This is a genomic window from Paenibacillus sp. JNUCC 34 (assembly GCF_058269055.1).
Window position 1 is genome coordinate 4,513,552 of sequence record NZ_CM177770.1, and the last position, 15,831, is coordinate 4,529,382.

Annotated in this window: 13 protein-coding genes; 3 read left to right on the top strand and 10 right to left on the bottom strand. The window is 48.4% G+C overall.

The genetic code is table 11. The features are described from left to right. The first annotated feature begins 72 nt into the window (after positions 1-72). The gene (gene asnB, locus AC2TF5_RS21185) at positions 73-1,917 is read left to right on the top strand and encodes an asparagine synthase (glutamine-hydrolyzing) (RefSeq protein ID WP_491299100.1); all 1,845 of its coding nucleotides are present in this window, start codon (positions 73-75) and stop codon (positions 1,915-1,917) included. A 104-nt stretch (positions 1,918-2,021) separates the two neighbouring features. Here the strand turns inward: asnB and AC2TF5_RS21190 are convergent, their stop codons facing one another. From AC2TF5_RS21190 to AC2TF5_RS21200, 3 genes are all read right to left on the bottom strand, one after another. Next, on the bottom strand, positions 2,022-2,642 hold the full coding sequence (locus AC2TF5_RS21190) for an XTP/dITP diphosphatase (RefSeq protein WP_491299101.1): 621 nt from the start codon (positions 2,640-2,642) through the stop codon (positions 2,022-2,024). 3 nt (positions 2,643-2,645) lie between these two features. Continuing rightward, positions 2,646-3,404, bottom strand: coding sequence for a ribonuclease PH (gene rph / locus AC2TF5_RS21195; protein ID WP_491299102.1), 759 nt, complete (start codon positions 3,402-3,404; stop codon positions 2,646-2,648). A gap of 96 nt (positions 3,405-3,500) precedes the next feature. Continuing rightward, positions 3,501-4,556, bottom strand: a complete 1,056-nt coding sequence (locus AC2TF5_RS21200) for a GerMN domain-containing protein (protein ID WP_491299103.1) — start codon at positions 4,554-4,556, stop codon at positions 3,501-3,503. A 162-nt stretch (positions 4,557-4,718) separates the two neighbouring features. Here AC2TF5_RS21200 and AC2TF5_RS21205 point away from each other — a divergent pair, with 162 nt between their 5' ends. Continuing rightward, positions 4,719-5,276, top strand: a complete 558-nt coding sequence (locus tag AC2TF5_RS21205) for a phosphatidylglycerophosphatase A family protein (protein ID WP_491299104.1) — start codon at positions 4,719-4,721, stop codon at positions 5,274-5,276. Positions 5,277-5,552: 276 nt separating this feature from the next. On the opposite strand, the gene AC2TF5_RS21210 is transcribed toward AC2TF5_RS21205, so the two are convergent. The 7 genes from AC2TF5_RS21210 to AC2TF5_RS21240 form a co-directional block, all read right to left on the bottom strand. Continuing rightward, a complete protein-coding gene (locus AC2TF5_RS21210) occupies positions 5,553-6,581 on the bottom strand; it encodes a Gfo/Idh/MocA family protein (RefSeq protein WP_491299105.1) in 1,029 nt (342 codons plus the stop codon). Between the two features lie 282 nt (positions 6,582-6,863). Continuing rightward, positions 6,864-7,766: a helix-turn-helix transcriptional regulator gene (locus AC2TF5_RS21215; protein WP_491299106.1), complete on the bottom strand. Its 903-nt coding sequence runs from the start codon at positions 7,764-7,766 to the stop codon at positions 6,864-6,866. Positions 7,767-8,168: 402 nt separating this feature from the next. Next, complete coding sequence (locus AC2TF5_RS21220; RefSeq protein WP_491299107.1) at positions 8,169-10,610, bottom strand: glycogen/starch/alpha-glucan phosphorylase; 2,442 nt, start codon at positions 10,608-10,610, stop codon at positions 8,169-8,171. A 26-nt stretch (positions 10,611-10,636) separates the two neighbouring features. Continuing rightward, on the bottom strand, positions 10,637-11,740 hold the full coding sequence (gene glgD / locus AC2TF5_RS21225) for a glucose-1-phosphate adenylyltransferase subunit GlgD (protein WP_491299108.1): 1,104 nt from the start codon (positions 11,738-11,740) through the stop codon (positions 10,637-10,639). A gap of 21 nt (positions 11,741-11,761) precedes the next feature. Then, positions 11,762-12,937 (bottom strand): glucose-1-phosphate adenylyltransferase, encoded by a 1,176-nt coding sequence (locus AC2TF5_RS21230; protein WP_491299109.1) that lies wholly within the window; start codon positions 12,935-12,937, stop codon positions 11,762-11,764. 256 nt (positions 12,938-13,193) lie between these two features. Then, a complete protein-coding gene (locus AC2TF5_RS21235) occupies positions 13,194-14,216 on the bottom strand; it encodes an MBL fold metallo-hydrolase (protein ID WP_491299110.1) in 1,023 nt (340 codons plus the stop codon). Continuing rightward, positions 14,216-14,965, bottom strand: coding sequence for a class I SAM-dependent methyltransferase (locus tag AC2TF5_RS21240; RefSeq protein WP_491299111.1), 750 nt, complete (start codon positions 14,963-14,965; stop codon positions 14,216-14,218). The genes AC2TF5_RS21235 and AC2TF5_RS21240 overlap by 1 nt, the downstream gene beginning before the upstream one ends. Before the next feature lie 221 nt (positions 14,966-15,186). Between AC2TF5_RS21240 and AC2TF5_RS21245 the strand changes: the two genes are divergently transcribed. Continuing rightward, positions 15,187-15,813, top strand: coding sequence for an FMN-dependent NADH-azoreductase (locus tag AC2TF5_RS21245; RefSeq protein WP_491299112.1), 627 nt, complete (start codon positions 15,187-15,189; stop codon positions 15,811-15,813). Positions 15,814-15,831: the final 18 nt, after the last annotated feature.

Here is a 15,831-nt window from a genome sequence, read left to right on the forward strand (position 1 = left end):
TGTATCAATTTGGCGATTTAGATCAAAAAAGAAGGACAGCGTATGACAAAGACAAAGAGAGGATGAACCGTCATGTGCGGAATAACCGGATTTATACAATGGAGCGGCGACTTAACGCAGGATTCGCAGCTGCTGGTTAGAATGACTGAGAGCATTGCCCACCGCGGACCTGACGGCTCAGGCACCTGGATTTCCAACCCGTGCGCCTTCGGTCACCGGAGACTCAGTGTTATCGATCCGGAGAACGGCGCCCAACCCATGATCATACACCAAGAAGAGGAAGTCTACGCCATTGTATATAATGGGGAGTTATATAATGCGGTGGAGTTGAAAGACGAACTTGTCCGAAGAGGACACCGGTTCAACACGAAGTGTGACACCGAAGTTCTTCTCGTTTCCTATATCGAATGGGGACCGGATTGTCTGGAACGCTTGAACGGAATATTCGCGTTTGCGATTTGGGACAGTGTAAGAGAACAAGTATTTTTAGCCAGGGACCGGGTCGGGGTTAAGCCGCTGTTTTACAGCTATATTGACGGGACACTCATATTCGGGTCTGAACCGAAGGCATTGCTTCAGCATCCAAAGGTAGAGCCTGTTGTTGGTCCTGACGGCTTGGCTGAAGTGTTTATTGTCGGTCCCGCAAGGACACCTGGACATGGCGTTTACCGAAATGTATCAGAACTGAAGCCTGGTCAGGCGATGGTATTTAATCAGGGAGGTCTTCGGACCTATACGTATTGGAAGCTCACAAGCAGACCCCATGAGGATAATGTGGAGCAAACCGCAGCCCATCTCCGTGATCTGCTCTACGATACCGTAGAGAGACAGCTGATATCCGATGTTCCGGTCTGCTCACTTCTGTCAGGGGGACTTGATTCCAGCGCCCTTTCCGCCATCGCTGTAGAATACTATAAACAGACGGGCCAAGGTCAAATTCATACGTATTCCGTAGACTATGTAGATAACGACAGACATTTTCAATCTCATTCCTTTCAGCCAGGGGCTGACGCTCCCTGGATCAAGCGGATGCATGAAGAGCTTGAAACGAAGCATCACTGGATTGAATTCGATACCCCTGAGCTGGTTGAAGCTCTTGATGTGTCCACCCAAAAAAGAGATCTTCCGGGTATGGCCGATGTTGACGCTTCCTTACTCCTGTTTTGCCGGGAGATTAAAAGAGGAGCAACTGTGGCTATCTCCGGCGAAGCCGCGGATGAAATATTCGGCGGATATCCTTGGTTTCACAGAGAAGAAATGTTGAATGCCGGAACATTCCCCTGGTCTGTCGCTCCGGATATGCGTGCAGGGCTGCTCTCCCCTGAAATTCGGGAATGGATTCGTCCCCTTGAGTATTTGAGTGATCGGTACAGCGATGCCGTGGCAGAGGTTCCAACTCTGGCGGAAGAAAGCGGCCAGGAGTCAAAAATGCGTATTATGTCCTACTTGAATATCACTCGCTTCATGCCAACGCTGCTTGACCGGAAAGACCGGATGAGTATGGGCGTCGGATTGGAAGTACGCGTACCCTACACGGATCACCGTCTGATTGACTATGTGTGGAATATCCCCTGGAGCATCAAAACAACAGGCGAACGTGAAAAAGGCATACTTAGAAAGGCACTGGAAGGCGTACTTCCAGAAGATGTGTTATACCGCAAAAAAAGCCCCTATCCCAAAACACATAATCCCAATTATCTGACAGCTGTCAAACAGCAGGTTCTTTCCATCTTGGATGAGCCGTCATCTCCAATCCTGCCGCTCGTAGACATTGCAAAAATCAGGGAGCTCGCTTCCTCTCCTGATGCATCCTCCAACCTACCTTGGTTCGGTCAGCTGATGTCGGGGCCCCAGTTGTTTGCATATTTGGCCCAAGTGAATTATTGGCTAAAGGAGTACAATGTGGCCATTCGGTAAGCTATGAAAAAAGGATATTTCCCGCCATTACAGAATGGTTGGGAAATATCCTCTATGTACAGCAAGCGGTAGTTCTGAACCACCGCTCACATTCAATATGGCTTCTACTGCAGTTTTGCCACTAGCTGACGCAGTGCGTCACCCCGATGGCTAATCGACTGTTTCTCTTCCAAAGTTAATTCGGCCATGGTCTTCTCGAAGTGAGGAACATAAAATAACGGATCGTAGCCGAAGCCCCCATTTCCTGATGGCTCTGAAGTAATCCATCCATCAGCCGTTCCTCTCGTCTCAACAAACTGCCCCGTCGCCGGATCATAAAGCACCAGTACGCAGACGAATTGTGCCGGGCTGAGCAGCGGCTGTTCCGTATCTTCACCAAGGCGTATCCCCTCAAGCTCAGCCAGGAGCTTGCGATTGTTATCTTCATCCGCTCCATGCTCACCGGCATACCGGGCAGAATATACACCGGGTTCTCCATTTAGCGCCTCCACGCACAGGCCTGAATCATCTGCCAGGACAGGCATGCCTAGTACGTCCCCAACCTCTTTGGCTTTTTTCAGCGCATTCTCGGCAAAAGTCTTTCCGTCTTCCACCACATCCGGAAGTTCAGGATAATCAAACATGCTGACCACTTCTTTACCGAATGGGGCGAATGCATGAGAGAATTCCTTAATCTTGCCTTTATTTCGCGTTGCAACGATGATGACATTCCCTTGAAGCTTCATAGATTACACTCCGCTTCTGGTGCTGACTGTGCCAATCTTAGCAGCAATAGGTCCAAGAACCTCCTGCTGACGGGCAATCAGTTCGCGGATTCCTTTTTCACCAAGTTCCAGAATCTGATCCAGTTCTTCGCGTGAAAACGGGCTATCCTCCCCGGTTCCCTGTACCTCGACAAATTTGCCGCTACCGGTCATCACGAGATTCATATCCACTTTAGCCTTCGAATCTTCCTCGTAATTCAAGTCAAGAAGTGCCTGCCCTCCGGCTACACCGACACTGACGGATGCCAAATAATCGGTGATCGGGAATACAGCCAGCTTATGCTGCTCTGCTATTTTATTTATCGCAATCGCCATTGCCACGAATGCACCGGTAATGGAAGTAGTCCGGGTACCGCCGTCTGCTTGAATAACATCACAATCCAGTGTGATCGTACGTTCACCCAGCGCATGCAGATTCACAACGGACCTGAGCGCTCTACCGATCAGCCGTTGAATTTCCATCGTCCGGCCACTGAGTTTGCCCCGGTTCGCTTCCCGCTGATTACGGGACTGCGTTGCCCGTGGCAACATGGAATATTCCGCTGTCACCCAGCCCTTTCCTTGTCCTTTCAGAAATGGGGGGACCTTCTCGTCTACGGTAGCTGTAATCAGCACCTTGGTCTCTCCCATTTCGATGTACACGGAGCCTTCCGCATATTTATTCACATGGGTCGATAAATTCATCGGTCTGAGCTCGTCGCTCTTGCGTCCGTTAGATCTCATGTTTTCTGCCTCCTACTTCTTATCGCAATCCTGATTAGCATCCCCTATTCTACCAAAGTGCAGGCATAAAAGCACCCTTTACGGTAAGCCCATCCTTTATATAGGAATTTCATTAATATGCTCTGGCCGGCTGACGGGTTCATTATAATTACGCCCATCATCACCCTTTACTTCCGTTAGGTCGTTCATCTGGATCTTCACCTTGACGTTATTCGAATTCTCTGCGACCGTTAACACGACCGCCTGAAGCATTTCAGACGGAATCTCATCCCCTTGTTCAAACATGCTTTCATTCAAGGAAACGGTAAGCGAACCATCCTCGTTTTTATCCACCGCTGCGACGGACGTCTCACTGGTCATCACCTGCTCCAGACCATCTCCATGCTGCGGGCCGCGAATCAGCTCATTAAGTGCTGCTGTTACCGAATCTTGCCCGGATGCAACCAGGCGGGTCACCGGAACATAGTACTGTATTCCTGCTGGCGATAAGCCTGAAAAATAAACAGTTACCGGTGAAGATTGGGAGTACTGCGTATCATCCGCTTTTTGCAGATTGATTCCCATCGTTCTCGCCAGTGGACGATCCAGAGGGGTACGGTTAACAGGCATTTCGTTCAGTTTGGCGCCTTCCATCCAGAGCTGCACTTTATCAATTCCCTCATGACCCGTCAGAGTCCAGGTGAGAGCCTCCAAAATTTTCCGTTCATCCTGAGCTTTATACTCGCCAAAGGATTGATTAAATTCGACGACAGCCGTTTTGTTTTCCTTATCGACCGTCACATCTTTGACCTGTGTTCCTGCAGGAAGCACACCGCGGAAACCCACGGGAATATAACCGGAATAGGCTCCCCCGTCAACCATTACTTCCAATGCACCAACAATAGGGTCTTTCCCTTCTTCTTTGGGAATACCCATCGTGACCGGAGCCAGCATGCCTTTCTGATCAGACAGGTACACTGTTGTCTGCAAGCCGACCTGGCCTTGCATCGACTTGCCTGAAACAGCGTTCAACATCTGGGACTCCACTTGCGCAGGCGGCGGATCAATGGCCTCCGATTCTTTCCCGCCGAATGAGCCGCAGCCGGACAGAATAATCGGAACAGCGAGAAGTCCGGCGGCTGATAGCCCGCGAATATTACATTTACGTGTCATGTATTGTTCCTCCCTACATTTTGTACAGGTTGTACTCTTATGTATACGAGCCCTTTTTAAAAACATGCCCCCTTCGTTTCGGTTTCTGGACAAAGCGGTGAAGAAAAAAGTACAATCAGATATATAGAACCATAACAACCACTACTATAACGGGGTGAGATCATGGCCGACGCAAAAATACCTTATAGCCTGAACAGCAAGAAGGTCGCAGAAGCAACAACCAATCTTCTCCACGAACGAGGAGTTACCATGCTGGAAATCGCCGAGCTGGTAATGATCCTCCAAAAGAAATACTACCCGAACCTGACTATGGAAGAATGTATTGAAAATGTTGAAGCGGTGCTCAGCAAACGGGAGGTACAGAATGCCGTTCTGACAGGCATCCAGTTAGATATGTTGGCGGAAGAAGGAAAGCTCCTCTCTCCGCTTCAGGATATGTTAGCCAATGACGAAGGACTTTATGGTGTAGATGAAATCTTAGCCTTTTCCATCGTCAATGTATATGGCAGCATCGGATTTACAAACTACGGTTATATTGACAAGCTGAAGCCCGGAGTATTGGAGCGGTTGAATGACAAAGCCGACGGACATATCCACACCTTCCTTGACGATATTGTTGGAGCTGTCGCAGCTGCGGCCAGCAGCCGAATCGCACACCGTAAACAAGAGGAGCGCGAGCTTGAAACGACCGGAACATCCGAACAGGACAATAATTTATAATGAAAAACCGGGTATCATCCGATAGGATCGATACCCGGTTTCTTTTTCGCTTGATAACAATCATAACCCCAAGTGCGCACTTGTGTTTCTACTATATTAATAGTAGAACTGCAGAACACTATATTTACAAGTAGAGACGGTTTTACCGTCCTTTACAGACGGCGGCCGTTTCTACCAGAAATGTAAGTCAAGTATAGTCCAAACTTATAATTTCTTATATTTCAATAAAAGACAGGCCCTATGGAGGACCTGCCTTCGTTCTGCTATGCGATTCTATTAGAAATATACACGCTGCTTGCTCTTGCCTGACTCATAAATGGCTGCCACAAGTTTTTGTGTTTTCAAAGCTTCGTGTCCGTCAATGGTTACCTTCGCGCCACTTTCAAGTTCTTCGTAGAAATCTTTAATCTGTTTGCTGTGGCTCACGCCCCAGTAGTTCTTAACACCTTCACCGTAGTCGATTGACAGGCTTTCGTCTTTATCAGCCGACAGCGTCGTTCCATTGTTGTAAAGAACCGTTCCTTTGTCGCTGTATACGCGGGCGAATCCGTTCTCACAGTGAAGCTCAACTTCCACAGGTGCATCATAGCTATGATAGTTGATCGCATAGAAAGAAGCCAGAACACCGTTGTTAAAAGCAATCACGCCTTCAGCACTGTCTTCCACATCGATCAGCTCATGTGTGCGGTTCTCAATATTAGCGCTAACATACTTGATCTCATCATTGATGAACCATCTCATCTGGTCCAGCGTATGAATGGCCTGGTCGATAATGACACCGCCGCCTTCTTTGTCCCAAGTCCCTTTCCAGTCACTCTTGCTGTAATATTCATCAGAGCGCTTCCATGTTACTGAACATCTCGCACCAAGAATACGTCCCAGTCGTCCGGATTCAAGCTCGGTTTTAATAAGCTGTGAACCAGGGTTCCAGCGATTTTGGAAAATAACGCCGAAGGTCACGTTGTTGTCTTCACAAGCCTTTATCATCTGCTGGGCTTCCTCGACGGTAATACTCATCGGTTTCTCTGTGAGCACATGCTTGCCTGCTTCCGCTGCAGCAATAACCATAGGAGCATGCAAATAATGTGGAGTGCACACATGCACAACATCGAGATCCGCTTCCTTGATCATTTGATTGTAATCCAAATAGTAGTCACAGTTATATTTCTTAGCAGCATCTTTAGCACGGTCCTCTTTCACATCTGAAACAGCAACGACTTCTGCCAGCCCGCTCAGCTGGACAGACACCGCATGCATTGGAAAAATGTTACCGCATCCAATAATACCGACTCTTTTCTTTTTCACGATAAATCAGTCTCCTCATCTACCCGTAATAACTGAAAGTTTACAAGAGTTAGAGCTGAACTTCAACCTGAAAAAGCAATGGCATTCGTCGGTTTACAAGTAACAGCCGCAGCGTATCTTAATCTCATTCCATATATCTGTCTCTACCTTCAATTTCCAAGATTTAATAGGGGATCGTAATAGGGGAGCGTTATCCTGAGCCGCTCTCTATTCGTTGTTCACCGATCATCTTCATCGCTTCCATTAGCATATATTATCCTCTTCCGTTCTATAGTGTTGTTTCTACGAGTTTAGCTCCAAATTCACAGGACTGTCCGGCAGATAATATTCCACTACGGGCTCGTTTCCGTGCATATTGCTAGAAGGCACCTTTTGATCCACTTCTTCAAGACGAATCCGGTCAATCCATACCGTTCCCGGACCGATCAGCAGCACGCCAAAAGCAATTGCTGTGCTGTCTTCAGGAACATCGAGGACAACGGTATGCAGCCCCCAGTCATGCGTTCCTTCAATTGGCCGGTCCTGCATATTATCAAACTGCAGCATCTCATTTTCAGGTCCGTCCACTCGCATCCACAGCCCTGCACTTACCGTTACACAGTCCGTTTTTACAAACGCAGAGAACCGGAGCCGCTTGCTCAGATAATTATTGGCTTTAAACATCTGCATCATGGTCCCGAACCCTTCCGGATTCGCATTCTCACCCGCGTGAATCCGTCCTGAGGTTTGTCCGTGATGCACAACCTCCGAATTTACCCCCATCTCGTATTCCTCGGGACGGCTTCCTCCTTTAATCCAGCCTTGCGGTAACGTTATTGTCATTTCCTTCTCCTCCTTTGGTGTAATAAAAGACGAATAATAATTCCTGTACTGCTTTGGCGGCATGCCGAACAACTTCTTAAACGCCCGAGTAAATGCCTCCTGTGTGCCGAATTTGTACTCTATCGCAATATCCAGTACTCTCTTGTCGGTACGAGCCAATTCTCCTCCCGCATGGGTCAGCCGGCGCTGCCTGATGTAGTCTGTTACGCTCATGCCGACAATGGACTGAAAAATGCGGTGAAAATGAAACATGGATACAGCCGCTTGATTCGCCACATGTTCCAATCGGATGTCCTCTAATAGATGCTGTTCAATATAGCTGAGTGATCGGTCAACTATATCCTTATATTCGTTATAAAGCATGCAACCTTACCTCCGGATCCGTCGATGAATTCAGTATAGCAAAGGAAAATCCTACATTTTTGATCTTTTTTGCGATAATTGGGGTGTCCGTAAATGCAAGTATAGATGTTCTAAGAGTAGATAAAAAAGCAGGCTACCCGAGGATCAACCTTGGTTAGCCTACTTTCTCTTGTTCAATCGTTTCAAACAGATAGCGTACCTTTTCCTACTACTTCATTTGGTGCCGTCGACAAAGTATTGCTCCAGCTTGATGTAACCACCATTGGTAAGCATTCGAGCAAGCTCGTGAAGGGATGCTCCAGATCATCGTCGGGAGAAATTAGGGGGTAAGAGCGATTGGAGGAACGATTCGTATTCGTAGCGTCTTACAACAGACATCCGAGGACAATAGACCTGTTAGCGTTACACCTCGATCGAAGGTCGCACCGGTCGGATATCCCAAATATCCGATGCGTACCGATTGATGGTGCAGTCGCTGGAGAAATGTCCTGCATGGGCGATGTTCACAATGGATTTGATTGCCCAGGCCTGCGGGTCCAGATAAGCCTGATCAATGATCGCTTGCGTTGCGGCATAACTATCAAAATCACGAAGTACAAAAAATTCGTCGTTATGATCCAAAATGGACTGATATATGAGCCCGAACTCCCGCTCGTGACAGCAGAACGGGCTAGAAAACACCAATTGGTCCATAACACGTTTAATCCGAGGATTCTGTCCGTACACGTCTCTGGCCAGATAACCGCCATATCTATAGTAATCCAGCACCTCTTCCGACCGTAAACCGAACAGGAACATATTATCATCTCCGAGCATCTCATACATTTCCACGTTAGCTCCGTCTAGTGTGCCTATCGTAAGTGCACCGTTCAACATGAACTTCATGTTACCGGTACCTGAGGCCTCCTTACCGGCCGTGGAAATTTGCTCGCTCACATTGGCCGCAGGGATGATCTTCTCCGCTAACGACACCGAATAGTTCTCCAGAAATAACACCTTCAGCTTGCCGTTTATTTGCGGATCTTTGTTCACAACATCTGCGACTACATTAATAAGCTTGATAATGCTCTTCGCCAAATAGTAACCCGGTGCCGCCTTAGCACCGAATATAAAAGTCCTCGGTACACGGTCTGCTGACGGATCATCCTTGATTTCATTGTATAAGTGCATGACGTGCAAAATGTTCATCAACTGTCTTTTGTATCCGTGAAGCCGCTTCACCTGAACATCGAAAATGGAATCCGGATCAATCGTTATACCCTGCTTCTGAACGATATACGCAGCAAGCCGCAGCTTGTTGCTACGCTTGATCCTCATGATTTGTTCCTGGAATGCCGAATCGTCTTTGAATGACTCCAGCTTAAGCAGCTGGTGCGGGCGCTTGATCCAGCCCGTGCCGATGCTTTCGCTAATCAAATGACTAAGCTCCGAATTGGCATGCATCAGCCAGCGACGATGAGTAATTCCGTTCGTCTTGTTGTTAAAGCGTTCTGGAAACATATCGTAAAACGGCTTCATAACATTTCGCTTCAGCAGCTCCGTATGCAGTCCAGCTACTCCGTTTACACTGTGGCTGCCGACAATGGCCAGATGAGCCATCTTCACTTGATCACTCTCGATGATTGCAACTTGGGATACCAGATCCTGACAGTCCGGACAACGTTCAAGCAGCATGCCGCAGAAACGCTTGTTAATCTCTTCGATGATCATATACACACGCGGCAGAAGTTCACGTACCATATTGGCAGGCCACTTCTCCAGTGCTTCGCTAAGCAGCGTATGATTCGTGTAAGAAACCGTCCGGGTGGTAATATCCCAAGCTTCATCCCATCCGTAACCCTTCTGATCGATCAGAATACGCATCAGCTCCGGAATGACCAGTGTAGGATGCGTATCGTTGATGTGAACAGCAACCTTATCAGGCAGTTCACCATATGGAAGTTCTAATTTATCGAACGTCCGAAGTACACTTTGGAGTCCGGCAGAGCACAGAAAATACTGCTGCTTCAAGCGGAGCAGCTTGCCTTCGTAGCCCGAGTCATCCGGGTACAAAAATTCGGAGATCGATTCCACCGAACGATAATAGTCCAAAAACCTATAATAGCTATTATGGCCCTCGATCTGCATTTTAGAAGGGTCCATTGACGATTCGGCACTCCATAGCCGAAGGGTGTTCACATGAGGGTCTCCGTAGCCGATGACTGGCACATCATGTGGAACAGCCCAGACCTTCTCGTAGTTGACCGTATCAAAAACGGTTCGGCCTTTGTCCTCCCGTACCTCGACCTGGCCCCAAAAACGAACCTCGACTCTTTTATCAGCACGGCGTTCTTCCCAAACATTACTCTTCTGGAGCCAATTATCCGGAAGCTCAACCTGATGACCGTCGATAATTTTTTGCTCGAACAAGCCGTACTTATACCGGATTCCACAGCCGTGACCTGCGTACTGCAGGGAAGCAAGAGAATCGAGGAAACATGCAGCCAGGCGCCCTAATCCTCCGTTCCCAAGACCAGCATCCGGCTCCTGTTCCCCAATTTCCTCCAGACTCCAGCCTAGATCGAGCAGTCCGTCCCGGGCCGTCTCAAGCAATCCGAGGTTTAGCAGATTGTTGCCCAGAAGCCGACCAATCAGAAACTCCATTGAGAAGTAATATACCTGCTTCTCCTCCTGTGCTTTATAAGCCTGATTGGTCTCTGCCCACTCACGGCCGATAGATTCACGAATGAGCGCACCGAGAATTTTGTATATATCGCCTGCCGAAGCCTCTTCCATATTTTTCCCCAAACGACTAACCAGCTGTTCTTTGAACGCAGTTTTGAATAATTCCTTGTTGTTAAACAAAAGAAGCTTCCTCCTGACGATTAAGTTTAGATCGCAGTGTCTTTAGCAACAACAAAAGGTTTTCTCACATCGCCTTGAAGCTTGCGGCCCCGAGAAATGATCACGTCTTTGTCCAGAATTACGTTCTCAAGTACCACATTCTCTTCAATGACGCATTTTTGCATAATGATGGAGTTATGAATTCGGGCCCCTTCTTTCACCTGTACACCGCGGAACAATATGCTGTTCTCGACAGCCCCACCGATCTGACAGCCGTTCGCCACCAGAGAATTGCTAACATCCGATGTCTTGAGATATTTGGCCGGCACCTCATATTTGATCTTCGTGTGGACCGGCTGCTCACGGAACAATGAATTGTATTTCTCTGGTTTAAGCAGATCCAAGCTATTGCGGTAATAACTCTCGAGCGAGTTGATGACTGCATGATATCCTTTGTACTCGTATCCGGCAATATTTAGTTTATTCCGGTTTTTCTGAATGGCATCTCTGAAAAAATGGCTTTCCCCATGGGCGATGCACTGTTTAACGAGTTTTAGAAACAGTTCCTTCTCCATAATGAACATTTCCATATAGACGTTGGAGTGATCTCCTTCACGATGGATGTCAGTCACCCGTCCGCTTTCATCCACATCTACACGGGTGCAGGACTGGTGCTCCGGCAGAAGCTGATCAACCTTAGTGTAAATAAGAGTGACATCCGCCCCCTGCTCCAGATGATATTCATGGGCATCACAGAAATCAACATTGCTTAAATGCTGGCTCCCGGAATACACCACATATTTGGCCGAGCCGCGCTCGAAAAAGTCCTGATTGTTATGAATATGCTGAAGTTCACCTGTGGACACATCCGAAGGATCATTCCAATCGGGAGGTAGGATGAACAGTCCGCCCCTCTTGCGGTCTAGATCCCACGGACGCCCCTCGCCAAGATGGTCCATTAGCGACCGGTATTTGCGCCGGACAAACAGCGCGATATCCAGCACACTGGCATGCATCATATTGGACATGACAAAGTCGATTAACCGATACCGTCCGCCAAAAGGCACAGCTGCGCCGCACCGAAAATACGTCAGCTCATTTAATTGATCAAGTTCATGATCCAAATTAATGACTCCCATGAGTTGCTTCATGAAACACACCGTCCTTTTTTATTAAATAGTAGGGGTTGGAGTTGCTAACTTAATCTTCGGTGCGGTTTCATTGTCATTCGTGATCAATAATATTTCGCTGTTGTCTTCCCAAGCTTCGCCAATCACTGTACCGTCTTCAATCACCATATTCTCAGTGATAATTGCGCGGTGGATACGTACATTGCGGCCGATTCTTACCTGCGGCATGATCACAGAATCCGTCACCACACTGCCCTCCCCTACTTCAACACCATAAAAAAGAACAGAATGATTCACTTCTCCGTAAACGGAGCATCCCTCATTGATCATACAGTTCCGCACTTTCGCCCCAGGAGCGATGTACTCGGCAGGCTGATTGGGGTTACGTGTATAAATCCGCCAAGCGGGATCATTCAGATTCAGCTCCGAATGATCCGACAGCAGATCCATATTGGCCTCCCACAGACTGGCTATGGTACCCACGTCCTTCCAATAACCTTGAAATGGATAAGCATAAAGCGTCTTACCCTCAGCCAGCATAAGCGGAATGATATCTTTGCCAAAGTCGTGGCTTGTATCTGGGTTGTCGACATTTTGCAATAAATATTTTTTCAGCATATCCCATTTAAACAGGTACACTCCCATGGACGCCAAGGTACTCCTCGGTTTAGTCGGTTTTTCCTCAAACTCATAAATGCACAGATCATCATCTGTATTCAGAATCCCGAAACGTGTAGCTTCCTCCAAGGTCACGTCGATGACCGAAATGGTACAGTCTGCATTTTTCTCCTTGTGGTAGTTCAGCATATGCTCATAATCCATCTTGTAAATATGATCGCCAGACAGGATCAGCACGTGCTCCGGATCATATTGTTCAATAAATTTCAGGTTCCGGTAAATCGCATCAGCCGTTCCCCGGTACCAGCTGGTTCCGTCCTCTCTCTCATAAGGAGGCAGCACGTACACACCTCCGCTACGCCGATCCATGTCCCAGTCACTCCCGACGCCTATATACGAATGCAGCACAAGCGGTTCATACTGTGTCAGCACACCAACCGTATCGATGCCTGAATTAGAGCAGTTGCTCAAGGGAAAATCAATAATCCGGTATGTACCTCCAAAATAAACCGCAGGCTTCGCCAGCGTCTTCGTCAACCCTTTTAGACGTTTACCCTGTCCGCCCGCAAGCAGCATGGCCACTACTTCTTTTCTCTTCATGGCTGATTCTCCTTTATTCATATTAAGGATCTTAAACGGGATACTTGCTTGGGAATCCGAGAAGGAAGAGGTTGGGTAAGTTGCATCATTATGAAAATAGAAGTTCGCAAGATGTATAGGTGGGTGTGCCTGTTCAGCAGGCCCAGCCGCTTCGCGGATGAGCCTGTGCTTAAACAGGAATATGAGAGAAGAAGTGTTTTCATTCATAGATGAAAAGAAGGATTTGTGAATAATAAGGTGGGAAAGGCTCCGGAAGCTATCTGTCTGCTACTGCAAATCGATAAACTCCTGCTTCCGTCGCCCTTTGCTCCGCTCGGCCCTGGCGGGCAAGCTCGGCGAGATGAGCCAGCGCTTCGCACATGGCGAAGCGCATCTGGTGGATGCCGAGCTTATCGCCGAAGAGGGCTGTGCAGACCTCGAAGGCGGTAAGGCTGTCGGCAGCGGACAGCATGCCGGCGATGGCCGTCAGGCGCTCCTCGTGGTGGAGGAGGAGCGCATCAATCCGTTCACGGTAATGCGTGAACGGGTGGCGGTGTCCGGGATACGCAGCCCGGACATGCAGTTCCCGGAGGCGGCGCAGCCCCTCTAGGAACAGCTGCAGCGGCTCGGCGTCGCTGCCGGGCACGAGGCTGACGTTGGGCGAGATCTGCGGCAGCACGGCATCGCCGCAGATTATGATGCCGCTGTCTGGGTGATAGAAGGACAGATGACCCGGTGCATGGCCAGCGGTCTGAAACGGAAGCCATACACGATTCCCCATAGGTATCGGCATTTCTTCGCTTATATAAGATACTTGAGGTTGTGGAGATACTTGCGTGATAAAGCTGTTTAGGTGCTCAGGCATTTGCCTGAGCCATGTTTCCGGCATGCCATGAAGAGCAAAGAACGCAGGCATCCTTTCATTCATGCTGGATGCACGGGAGCCTGCTCCCCACATCAGTTCAGCCTCTTGGTGGGCACGCTCCGACATCCATACCTTAGCGCCGGTGCGCTCCTGGAACCAGCCTGCGAGTCCGTAATGATCCGGATGATGGTGGGTGAGTACGATGGATGAAATATCCTCCAGCCTGATCTGGAGCGATGCCAGAGCATCATTCCATTCCTGCTCAGAGATTTTCGTTCGGGGACCAGGATCGATTAGCGTAATCCCCTCCTCACCCCGCAATAGGTAACTGTTAACCCAACGTAGTGGTGACGCCATAGTGATCTTGAGTTGTATAAGCCCATCATCATCGAAATGTGAAATTGCCGGGCTTCGATCGCTCATTTCATGCCCCATCAGCGCTGCTCCACAGGACGCCGGCCGAAGAATATCATCCGTGGAGACGTTTCGGGATCATATTTTTCCTCATCATAGCTTCCATAAACCTGGTCGATGCACAAGCCTGCCTCTTCTACCATCGACATGAATGCATCATAGGTATAAAGCTTTACACGTTCGTTATAATGACGCGGTTCTCCGCCATTTAGATCCGTGATCTTAATCTCCTTTTTGACGTAGCCGTTCTCTATTTGTCGTCTCTCATCAATCTGCTGCCCCTCAGATTCCCGGGAAGATTCCGGCACAAGATTCTGCTCTACATAGGCCGGATTCAGAAAATCGATAATAAAGCGTCCATCCGGCTTCAGGACACGGCAAATCTGCTGCAGCACCTTGATATGCTCCTCATCCCTAGTAAAATAACCAAATGAGGTGAACAGGTTGAGTACAGCGTCGAACTCATGATCATCCACCGGCAGGTGACGCATATCAGAAGCAATCCAAGTAACCGCCTTGTCCTGATCCAACTGCCTGGCTTCCCGAAGCAGCACATCAGAAAGATCAATGCCCGTCACGTGATAGCCCGCTTCCGATAGGGCGAGGGAATGGCGGCCCATTCCGCAGCATAAATCCAGTACTTTCGCTCCAGCCGGCAGGCGCAGCCACGAAGCCATTTTCTGCACCTCATGAGCAGCTCCTTGAGCGTCCCGGTGCTTATATACCAACATGTAGTCTTCTCCAAAGCTTTCTTCATACCACTCCGTCATCGGTTCCGCTCCCCCTGTCTTTCTCTATTTTCCCCTAATATATGTATACATTTGAAATCGCTTATTACAGATCATTGTACCGACTTTACGTTATTTCGCAAGGCTACGGCGTTCTTCTACACCTTATGAGGTTAATCACAGGTTCACTCTCCACGATTTGCTATACTACGATCACATTCTACAAATTTTAAGTATTTGGTATGGAAAGGAGCTGCCTAATCATGGCACAATTATTGTACGTTAAAGTCAATCCGAAAGCAGACGAGGCCTCTTACTCCACCCGTCTTGCCCAAACCTTTCTGGATGCATATCAAAGTAATCATCCTGAGGATGAGATCATAACGCTTGATCTTTACCGTTCAGACATCCCGTTCCTTGATGTGGACGTATTCAGCGCCTGGGGTAAATTCGAAGTCCAAAGCGAATTGACTCCACAGGAGCAGGACAAGGTTAAACGCATGAACGAGCTGACCGATCAGTTTCTCGCAGCGGATAAGGTCGTCTTCTCAACGCCTTTCTGGAATCTCAGCTTCCCGCCTATGATGAAGGCTTATATTGATACGATCTGTGTCGCAGGAAAAACATTCAAGTATACCGAGACAGGTCCAATCGGACTCGTTCCGGATAAACCCGTTCTACTTGTGGAAGCACGCGGCGGACATTATTCCGATGGACCGGGGGCTGAAATGGAATTCACGCAAAAATACCTGAAAACTATCATGAACTTCATGGGCATCCAGAACTTCCAGCACTTGCTTATCGAGGAGCTTTCCGTTGATCCAAATAAAGCGGAAGATATTTACTTCAATGGGGCGGAAGAAGCAAAAAACCTCGCTGAGCGATTTTAACCAAAGCGAGGACATTTT

What these genes read in the sequence shown, in the direction of transcription:
- asnB (WP_491299100.1), top strand. Translation starts at nt 73, where the DNA reads ATGTGCGGAATAACCGGATTTATACAATGGAGCGGCGACTTAACGCAG.
- AC2TF5_RS21190 (WP_491299101.1), bottom strand. Translation starts at nt 2,642, where the DNA reads ATGAAGCTTCAAGGGAATGTCATCATCGTTGCAACGCGAAATAAAGGC.
- rph (WP_491299102.1), bottom strand. Translation starts at nt 3,404, where the DNA reads ATGAGATCTAACGGACGCAAGAGCGACGAGCTCAGACCGATGAATTTA.
- AC2TF5_RS21200 (WP_491299103.1), bottom strand. Translation starts at nt 4,556, where the DNA reads ATGACACGTAAATGTAATATTCGCGGGCTATCAGCCGCCGGACTTCTC.
- AC2TF5_RS21205 (WP_491299104.1), top strand. Translation starts at nt 4,719, where the DNA reads ATGGCCGACGCAAAAATACCTTATAGCCTGAACAGCAAGAAGGTCGCA.
- AC2TF5_RS21215 (WP_491299106.1), bottom strand. Translation starts at nt 7,766, where the DNA reads ATGCTTTATAACGAATATAAGGATATAGTTGACCGATCACTCAGCTAT.
- glgD (WP_491299108.1), bottom strand. Translation starts at nt 11,740, where the DNA reads ATGAAGCAACTCATGGGAGTCATTAATTTGGATCATGAACTTGATCAA.
- AC2TF5_RS21230 (WP_491299109.1), bottom strand. Translation starts at nt 12,937, where the DNA reads ATGAAGAGAAAAGAAGTAGTGGCCATGCTGCTTGCGGGCGGACAGGGT.
- AC2TF5_RS21235 (WP_491299110.1), bottom strand. Translation starts at nt 14,216, where the DNA reads ATGGGGCATGAAATGAGCGATCGAAGCCCGGCAATTTCACATTTCGAT.
- AC2TF5_RS21240 (WP_491299111.1), bottom strand. Translation starts at nt 14,965, where the DNA reads ATGACGGAGTGGTATGAAGAAAGCTTTGGAGAAGACTACATGTTGGTA.
- AC2TF5_RS21245 (WP_491299112.1), top strand. Translation starts at nt 15,187, where the DNA reads ATGGCACAATTATTGTACGTTAAAGTCAATCCGAAAGCAGACGAGGCC.